Annotated in this window: 10 protein-coding genes; 4 read left to right on the top strand and 6 right to left on the bottom strand. The window is 40.3% G+C overall.

What is annotated here, in order from left to right; translation table 11 throughout:
- Positions 1-683: 683 nt before the first annotated feature.
- A complete protein-coding gene (locus BLR76_RS10355) occupies positions 684-1,118 on the top strand; it encodes a hypothetical protein (protein ID WP_091268711.1) in 435 nt (144 codons plus the stop codon).
- 90 nt (positions 1,119-1,208) lie between these two features.
- The gene (locus BLR76_RS10350) at positions 1,209-2,066 is read left to right on the top strand and encodes an aldo/keto reductase (RefSeq protein ID WP_091268709.1); all 858 of its coding nucleotides are present in this window, start codon (positions 1,209-1,211) and stop codon (positions 2,064-2,066) included.
- 984 nt (positions 2,067-3,050) lie between these two features.
- Here the strand turns inward: BLR76_RS10350 and BLR76_RS10345 are convergent.
- On the bottom strand, positions 3,051-3,485 hold the full coding sequence (locus tag BLR76_RS10345) for a hypothetical protein (RefSeq protein WP_091268707.1): 435 nt from the start codon (positions 3,483-3,485) through the stop codon (positions 3,051-3,053).
- A gap of 336 nt (positions 3,486-3,821) precedes the next feature.
- On the opposite strand from BLR76_RS10345, the gene BLR76_RS10340 reads away from it, so the two are divergent.
- Positions 3,822-4,157 carry a DUF6054 family protein gene (locus BLR76_RS10340; protein ID WP_143009245.1) on the top strand — a complete coding sequence of 112 codons (336 nt, stop codon included), beginning with the start codon at positions 3,822-3,824 and terminating at the stop codon, positions 4,155-4,157.
- 123 nt (positions 4,158-4,280) lie between these two features.
- Entirely contained in the window at positions 4,281-5,540 is a 1,260-nt protein-coding gene (locus tag BLR76_RS10335; protein WP_091268703.1) for a hypothetical protein, read from the top strand.
- 81 nt (positions 5,541-5,621) lie between these two features.
- On the opposite strand, the gene BLR76_RS10330 is transcribed toward BLR76_RS10335, so the two are convergent.
- From BLR76_RS10330 to BLR76_RS11905, 5 genes are all read right to left on the bottom strand, one after another.
- Complete coding sequence (locus tag BLR76_RS10330; protein WP_176759696.1) at positions 5,622-6,524, bottom strand: macrolide 2'-phosphotransferase; 903 nt, start codon at positions 6,522-6,524, stop codon at positions 5,622-5,624.
- Positions 6,499-6,846 (bottom strand): DUF3784 domain-containing protein, encoded by a 348-nt coding sequence (locus tag BLR76_RS10325; protein ID WP_091268700.1) that lies wholly within the window; start codon positions 6,844-6,846, stop codon positions 6,499-6,501. Before BLR76_RS10325 ends, BLR76_RS10330 begins: the two co-directional genes overlap by 26 nt.
- Positions 6,847-6,878: 32 nt before the next feature.
- Entirely contained in the window at positions 6,879-7,439 is a 561-nt protein-coding gene (locus BLR76_RS10320) for a hypothetical protein (protein ID WP_091268699.1), read from the bottom strand.
- A gap of 12 nt (positions 7,440-7,451) precedes the next feature.
- Complete coding sequence (locus tag BLR76_RS10315) at positions 7,452-8,294, bottom strand: patatin-like phospholipase family protein (protein ID WP_091268697.1); 843 nt, start codon at positions 8,292-8,294, stop codon at positions 7,452-7,454.
- A 212-nt stretch (positions 8,295-8,506) separates the two neighbouring features.
- Positions 8,507-8,689, bottom strand: a 183-nt coding sequence (locus tag BLR76_RS11905; protein WP_176759695.1) for a hypothetical protein, incomplete at its 5' end; no start/stop codon positions are given.

Raw genomic sequence — 8,689 nt, 5'->3', positions numbered from 1 at the left:
TTTATGATTGAAATTAAATCGTGGTTGAATCATCGGCTAAGACAATTGATTTGGAAGAGATGGAAGAAAGTATCCACTCGATATAGAAAATTAAAACAACTGGGGATAGAACACGATGATGCACTCAAAATGGCTGGTAGCCGAAAGGCTTACTGGAGGCTCGCGCGAAGTAAAACTTTACATCGTGCCATAACAAATAAGAAGCTCGAACAGTGGAGATTAAAAGATTTAATACTACTGTATGAACGCTAGAGATATTCAAGTTATTGAACCGCCGTATACGAGAACCGTACGTACGGTGGTGTGAGAGGTCGACTAGTCAATTAATGACTAGTCTCCTACTCGATTAATTTAGAGGGTGAGCTCATTTTCAGGGTTTTTGTTATAGCTACGGTACTCAGACAGAAATGTGTACCGAGTTCTGGTGCAATCGATATAGCTAGGCTACTCAAATGGCAAACCCTACCGAGTTCTGGTGCAATCGCGATAGCTAGGGTACTCAAATGGCAAACCCTACCGAGTTCCGGTGCAATCACGATTGCTGGTGTACTCAGAAGGAAGACCCTATTGAGTTCCGGTGCAATCAAAAAACATTAGTTTCATAGGCATGTTTTCTCAGTTAATCTGCCTATTTTGTTCATCAAAAGGATTAATTTATTCTGTGGACCTTCTACTTAACTATAATGATAAAATCCGAGTCATTTTCCGAATCAGATCGGGTAGAGGATCCAGAAATAACCGACAACGAAAGTGATTCATCCGAGGAGATAAATACTGAAGATACGGCCGTTGATTCAAAAGATGAGCTTTCGGACACCCAAAATATGCCACTTAATGTGACCGCTTTCAACTCGTTGATTGATAAAAAAAAGTGTACTAATGAGGCCGGCTATCAGTCCTGGATCGACTATAAACACATTACTTCAGCTTACACTTTAGGTGATCTGACGGGATCGACAGAGGATGAAGGGTCAGTGACCACGTTTTACTTCATCACAATGGGTGAAGCAATCGTTCAGTACGCTACCGTGCCTTTCCTGGAGACGGCACAGGATTTTGCTACTTATTCAGTGATGGTTTTCATTGACTTTTTCAGTACATTAAACAGCATGCAGTAATCCTGTTAAGACTTTAATAGCTATCATTTCAGCAGCCGTCAGAAAACTGGTAAACTGGAAATGATTAAGGAAATGAAAGGGGAAGAAAGAATGTCTAAAACAATCACATTTCCAAATGGCCGTGAAGTCCTTAAGCTCGGACAAGGAACCTGGCGGATGGGAGAAGATGAAAACAAGCGGTATGATGAAATTGATGCATTGCGTACCGGGATCGATAACGGACTGACATTGATCGATACAGCCGAAATGTATGCTGAAGGTAAAGCTGAAGAAGTGGTCGGCGACGCAATCAAAAATGTGGACCGAGACGACCTGTTTTTAGTATCCAAGGTGTATCCAACAAATGCGGGTGAAGAACGCATGTTCGACTCCTGCGAAAAGACACTTCAACGCATGGGTGTTGATGAACTTGATTTGTACTTACTGCACTGGCCAGGCAATATTCCGCTGCAGGAAACAGTCGACTGCTTCGAAGAACTGAAGCGTCAGGGTAAAATAAGGGACTGGGGCGTATCAAACTTTGATCTTGAAGATATGCAGGAGCTGTTATCTCTAAGAAACGGTGAAAATTGTCAAACCAATCAGGTACTATATCATTTAGCTTCAAGAGGCATCGAAGTCGTTTTACATGACTATATGAAGGAAAACAATATTCCCATCATGGCTTATTGTCCAATCATCGGTCAGGAGCCGGATCTGAAGGAAAAAGTCTATAACAGTCCAATCATCAACAATATTGTAGAAAATAAGGGGATTTCAATTGTTCAGCTGCTGCTGGCATTTGTCATGCATCAGGAGCAGATGACAGCCATTCCTAAAGCCGGGTCATCAGAACATGTGCTTCAGAACAGAAAAGCTCTGGATATCGATTTGACTAATGAAGAATTAAATCTGCTAAACGAAGCATTTCCAGCGCCAGAAAAACGCGTACCATTAAGAGTCCAATAAATAGAACCAGCTGATCAGCGCAAAGGTTGCTGACGGCTGGTTTTATTTTTAGAAACTTAATATTGATCGAAACACTAAGTGAGTAGATGAAATGGAGAAATCAGTTAAATGTCACTTAAATTCAAATCAATTTAAAACAATAATTGATTAAAACGCGTGAGGTTCAAAATCAATCTAAATTTAAACGAGGGACCCTATATTCTAAATAATCTACTTTGTATAATATATATTATGTAAACTAAAATAAAGAAAAAGCAGTTTCAGACAAGACACATCAATTTTTCAGTAAAATCCACTGTTTTTCGATGGATTTTTCCTTATTTTTATCTTGCTGCGAATTAACTCTGCATTATTCTATTGTTTAATTATTTTTCTTAGTTTTAAGTAGCTCTCAGATCTCGGTTCGTACAGTTATAAACTTACTGTGGCTGAAACGCTTATAAATCATCCTGTAGCGAGTTATATCTAAGTCTTTATATCTTTTATTCTTATAGTCATCAAGTTTAATTTGATTTATATGTGTTCATGGCTTGCTGATAATTTTAAGTCAAATTACTGTCTAATTCGCAGATTTCATCACTTAAATTGTTTTTAAGCAGCAGTAAAAATCGACTGATTTTTATCAAGTCAAACGATTAAATTATAATCTGATTTTTCATGCAAAGCTTAGTTTTAACTATTAGTTTAATCCTCAAAGCTAAAAGTCATCCAAATACGCATTAAATCGAGACTTATATAAGATAAATAATATGGATTTTTCTTGCTGCTAATACAAGCACTAATAAAATTCCAGATAATTATATGCTGAATTAAATGAAACCAGTCTAGTATTTAGACTATTAAATCAACGCTTAAGACTATTTTCATAGGATCGATCCGTCTTGTAGCAGGCTCAAAGTATGTACACAGAATATAAAGAAGCTCTATATAGCCCCCCCACTCGCCTCTCCTGCTGAAATAGAAGGGCAGCAATCAACTATTGATCTATGCGTTACTGTTAATATTTTTCAGACTCTCTGAAATCACACTCACGTGCAACAATGCCTCGTACTCGTTCATATATTCCAAACCGCCTTCGTCAACAAGACAATGAAGAAATAGAGGAAAATCATTTTCCTTATTCAGCGCTCTAATATCCTTTTTGAAAAGCTGAACATCAACAGAAGACTTAATTAGGTTAATGACTTTGCCTTCAGTTTTAAGATAGTCTTGAAAAGTCTCAAACATAAAAAGACGTAAACTATAGTATGTATTTACAAAGTCTGAGAATTCTTTTAGAAAAGGCACGGCACTGTCTCTCTTCAAAAATACGTCAGTGAAATGATTGAAGTCTATTATCGCGTGCTGCTTTTCATAGGATTCATAGATGCTCCGGGTCAATTCGTTTGACTTGTCTACGTAATGTTGTAGTTGGCTCATTCTTATTCTGCCTCCCTGTTTTCACTGATCGTCATCCATGAGCTGAATGGCTGTCTAGTCATGTCGATGTGCCAGTATATTCTAATAGTTTTAGCACTGTCTTTGTAGTGGAACGGTCTCTTATATTCTTTTGCATAAGACGTATCCTCTCTTAAATTGTATGGATAGTACAAACGATTGTTAAAAATAAATTATACAAACATAATATCATAGTAGCTTAAAGATCCAAAGAGTATTAGTTAATCCTTATACAAATGAGTCTAAAGAATGATTTCTTTTCCATCTATTAATGGTAAGATTACTTTAAATTCAAATGATTGGAAAGTGGGATGGATAATGGCTAAATATATATACGAAACAACTGGAGATTTTGATAAGTTTGTAACTACTGTTCGTGATTTGGCGCAGGACATCAGCGCGACTACAAACTATGAAGACGGCCATCAATTCGGAAACACCAGCACCTTGATGGTCTTTGAACGTTATAGTATTGCCGGTTCTAGCAGAGTGTCATTGAGTGTGATGGTTACTAAAATTGATGGAATGATTCAACTTGTTGCGATTCCTTCTGGTGGCAGCCAGGCAATAGCATTCAAACTGAACAATATCGGTGAAGAAGCCTTTCTACAAAGATTCAAGGAATCACTGGAAACTAGCAGGAAGACCTGGTAAGCATAATTATAAATTTTGAACTAATGGATTCTTCTACGTAAATTCTTAACTATCATTCTATTAATCTGAAATATACTTTATACAAGCACTTGGTAATCTAATATAAGAAATGGACGTGAGAAAATGATGAAGCATACTGGGTTACATAACCTTGAAGCCGACCGACTTTTAAGCGACTCTCTAGAAGGATTCGCTGAAGCCTCCCTCTTCCCTGCTGACCAGCTAACAAAAGTTCCCTTATGGAAAAAGCTCTGGAACGAAAAACGTCTGGAGAAATTACTGACAGATTTGATAGATGACTTGGATCCTCACATGTCGGAGCTGGCGGGTTATGCTGAGGATATGGATGATAAGCATTCAGACACCGTCAGTCGAGTTAAGCAGTTAGTTACTGAAACGCTTAAAGAGATCGATGAGAAACGTCTCCTCTTTGATCGGCCATTCCTGACTTACTTTATGTCTCAAGGCTATATGGATGTGGCAGAACATTTTATCGAGCGAGCGAAAAAAGAAGATCCGAATCTGAAAAATGAAGAGATTTTCCAGGCACTTAGAAATGTCTGGATCATGAATAGTCTTCAGCTTCTGTGGGATCAGCCTCTCACCCTCACCTCCCCTATGTACGCCTACAGCATGCTCTACCCGTACACTGATAATTTTCTGGATGATCCTGATGTGAGCGGTGATATAAAAGAAGCGTTTAATGATAGACTCAAGCTTGTCTTGTCAGGAGAATCTGTTGAAGGAACAAGTGTTAAAGAAACTCGGATGTTCGAGTTAGTCGGAGACATTTACGCAGCCTTCCCGCCTGTCAAGTATCCAGAGGTCTGTGAAAGTATTCTGCTTATTCAAGCAGCCCAAATCGACAGTATGAGGCAATGCGGCGAAGATGAACTAACTAAAGAGGACCTGCTGAAAATCAGTTTCTACAAGGGAGGAACGTCAGTATTGGCTGATGCTTTTCTTGTAAGAGGGTCACTGAGTTATGATGAGATGCTGTTCAGCTACCAGTACGGTGCTTTTCTTCAGCTTCTGGATGATCTGCAGGATAAAGATGAAGATGCAGAGCAAGGCAATCAGACCCTTTTTTCCAGGCTCAAATTAAATGAAAGAGCAGATGATGACATCCGTCAGCTCATAGCGTACATTTACTCGGTCAATACAAAATCGGCGTCAGATTCAAATCATGCTTCCTTACTGAAAGAAGTTATCAGTCAGTGTACCCTGCTCATGATTATGGAAGCAGTAGGCAAAAACCCTGGTACTGTCATGGCTGCCTTTTATAAAGAACTTGAAGCCTGCTCAAAAGTCAGATTATCCTTTTATAAGAAGCTTAACGATAAAATCAGTACATTTATCAAGGAGTCCGAACTAATGAGCTGACTTGATTCATTAAATAGATTATAGAACCCCTCCATCAGGAAAGACTGGACCTGATGAAGGGGTTCTATTAGTCTTCTGAAATCAGTTACCTTTCAGCATATCTTCTGCCATCTTGCGGTAGTCTTCCAGACCAGATGATTCGGCAAACTCGGCAATGGTTATGGCTTGAATAGAAAGGCGTTGGATTGTGTGCTCTTTCATCTTGGGCCAGGTCCGTCCACCGGCTGCTCTGTAAGCTTCAATCAGCTTGTCCAAACCTTCTTCACCAAACAACATATAGATAGCTGAAAAATCGATCGACGGATCAGAACCTTCCGCTTCAGTCCAGTCGATGATGCCAGTGACCCGATTGTCGTCACCGACAAGAGTGTGTCCTGGGAATAAGTCTCCGTGAACCATAACTGTGTGTTCCGGCCAGTAAGTCTTATCATTTACCCAAGTCTGCCATCTCTCCCAGAGCTTGTCCGCAACAGTGTAGCTCTTTTTGATCTTGTTCATCCGTGTCTTCAACGTATTCTTTACCTCTTCGGCAGAATAGACGTTCACTCCTGCTTCACTCGCTTCATCCAGCGGCAGATTATGCAAGGCAGCAAGACTCTGACCTAGTGAGGTGATGTATCCTTCAGGCACAGCTTCCGGGTCAAATACCCACTTCGGTTCCTGAGTTTCTGGGTCAGTTGTGACGGCAGGCTTACCAGTCAGTTTTTTATATAAAATCAGGTCATCAGACACTAATTGCCAAACGGGGACTTCAAACGTCGACTGCTTACTACTGATGAAATCAAGGATTCTCTTTTCTTCCATGATTTTATCGTAGACGTCTTTTCGCCTTGGAATTCTGCAGACCCATTCCTGTCCGGTTGTATCTTCTGCAAAGATGACCTCGAAATCCAGTCCCATGGATTCGAGAGTCATGGATGCTTCGATCAGATCGATTCTAGATGATGCTGCCTGATCTCTAACGTGTTTTGTTGTTTCGTTCATTATATTCTTTCCCCCGTGTCGTATTTCCATCATACCTTTGAGCGATGATCAGGACGATGACTGTCCAAATTAGAAAGACGATCGTGACCGGTGTCGGAGGGATGCTGATGCCTAAGAATTCCACTAGAGCCATAAGCAGAAACGCTCCCCCGCTAATATAGGCGTAGATTCCTAGAAAGCGGCTGAGACCGTCAGTATCTACCTTTTTCTTTTTTTCTTTAGGCATCGTATTATATCCTGCAATCAGCATATCCCATTTCAGAACATGAACGGCGAAGCCAATGATCAGCAGGAGAATGCCCATGAACAGATAAGTCCACATATTAGGTCCTTCTTTCCAGGTTAAGTTTACTGTTATTTATCAGAATAATACTTCTGAGGACGCCAGTTGCCATCAGAGGCCTGTTTCAAAAAATCATAGGTCTGAAAGGCACTTGCGTTGGCTCCGAATACATCGGGGCCTTTTTCCTTAGTAATGGCACCAAGCTCATAAAGGATCCACGTCATGTACTTTTCCGCCCAGTTCTTGTCAGTCACCTGATACAGGCGTGATAAGGCGATGGCATCTCTATCTTCGAAGATATCATCCAATGTACGTCCCCTGCTCTTTTCAATTTTGATAAAGGCGCTTAATATATCAAAAAAGCTGTCTCTCTGCTGGACTGTTATGACTTCGGAATGGGTCATGACTTTGAAAACAGCGAGAAGTTCAATGATTTCTTTGTGATCGGGAAGGTTCAAATTGCCGAGAATTTCATGACTGTTTTCTCTCGTTTCTTCCATGGCGCTGATAAATTGCTTGAACTTACTTAATTCCTCTTCGAATAGAGGACCATCTTTTTTAAAATCCGGGTTGAAATACAGGTATTCTCTAACCCAGGGTTTTTCTTCAATCAGTTCAGTCAGTTCAGACATGATACGCTCCTTTTAAGCATGGATATAGTGTTTAAGTTCATCCAGTCGTGCTGTAGTATCTTTTACACCCAGGTCATACATCATCTGAAGCTTGTCAGGATCACGTTCCAGACGCTTGATCGGAATCGTTACAGATGGGCGAATGACGAAGGATTCTTTTGACTGACCGTCCTCTATAATCTTTTCTACGGTCTCGTTATAATTGCGGTAGCGCTGCTTCAACGTTTCTTTAAATTGAGGGTACTTTTTATACCACTTATCGATTAAGAAATTATTTGGCTTCGTTTTCCTGTAATCAAGCGGTCGTGTGAGAATAACGATCTTTTTGTCATAACCCAGTTCACTAGCTTTCTGATACGGGATACTGTCGGCTACGCCTCCATCCAGATAAGGGGTTCCTTCCAGGTCCACAGGTTTTGATACAAAAGGCATAGACCCTGATGCTCTAAGAGTTTCCATCTGACTGAATGGATCAGTGATCTGCTTGTATTCTGCCTTTCCAGTTTCCATATTAGTTACAGTGGCATAAAAATCGATCTCAGACTTTTTGAAGCTCTGTTCATCAAAGACATCCAGTGAATAAGGAACAGTATAATAGGCAAACTCCTTATTGATGATGTCACCTGTTCTGAGCAGATGCCTCATGCCCATGTAGCGTTTGTCTTTTAGATAGGTCTTGTTGTACCTGAGTGCTCTGCCGTGCTGTCCTGAAGCATAGTTGATTCCGAACAAGGCCCCGGCTGATACGGTCACCATACCGTTCACTTTTATTTTTTCATTCATTAGTGTGTCCAGCACACCTGCTGTATAGAGGCCTCTCATGCCCCCACCTTCCAGCACCATTCCTACTGACATCTTCTCACCTTTTCATGCATATACTAATGTTTCATCCTTTTTACTATACCATTTTTTAGCATACTTAAGAAAGAATCTTCTAGAAATCGTGTGTGTCAAGTTGTTGTAGGAAATCTCTAGAATCGCTTTTTCCTTTTATTGTTTTTCGCTGTTTACTGAGGGAGATGGGCTCTGCGAGCCTTTCTCCCTCAGTAAACAGCCTTAAAATCTCTTTATTTTAGTACTTTAGCCAATTGTCCAAGAGCGTGAGACGACGCACAGCGCTTTCCAATACTGCCTTCAATCACACCGACTGATTTTCTAGTTTTGGGTTTCTTTAGTAATGTACGGAGTATTCCTTTGAACTCAGGGATAAATTCCTTCTTAAAGGCAGGAATCATTTCGGTTAATGCTTG

This window comes from Alkalibacterium thalassium, from assembly GCF_900101165.1.
Lineage (GTDB): Bacteria > Bacillota > Bacilli > Lactobacillales > Carnobacteriaceae_A > Alkalibacterium > Alkalibacterium indicireducens.
Note: the sequence above shows the minus strand (reverse complement) of the source record. Positions and strands in the feature narration are given on the sequence as shown.